This is a genomic window from Methanoculleus sp. UBA413 (genome assembly GCF_002502935.1).
In the GTDB taxonomy this organism is placed as follows: Archaea; Halobacteriota; Methanomicrobia; order Methanomicrobiales; family Methanoculleaceae; genus Methanoculleus; species Methanoculleus bourgensis.
Map to the genome: position 1 here is coordinate 11230 of NZ_DAQR01000078.1, position 236 is coordinate 11465.

Annotated in this window: 1 protein-coding gene; it reads left to right on the top strand. The window is 65.3% G+C overall.

The window, feature by feature from the left end:
- A partial coding sequence (locus BP858_RS06030) for a methyl-coenzyme M reductase family protein (protein ID WP_286879106.1) occupies positions 1-236 on the top strand: 236 nt, incomplete at both ends.

Here is a 236-nt window from a genome sequence, read left to right on the forward strand (position 1 = left end):
GAGGAGCGGGATATCATCAACGAGCACGACCTCGCCGTCTACGCCCTCGGGAACTTCGAGGAGTGTATCAGGGAGAAGCTCCCGGCGATCAGGCAGGGGATCCACGTGCCGATCGTGGTGACCGGGGCTCCTGACCGCGAGACGCTGGTCCGGATCATCGATCCGCCGGTCCAGGGGTACGTCGGGGGGGTCGGCAGGATCATGCATAGGTTCAAGCGCCCCGAGGAGCTCGCGAA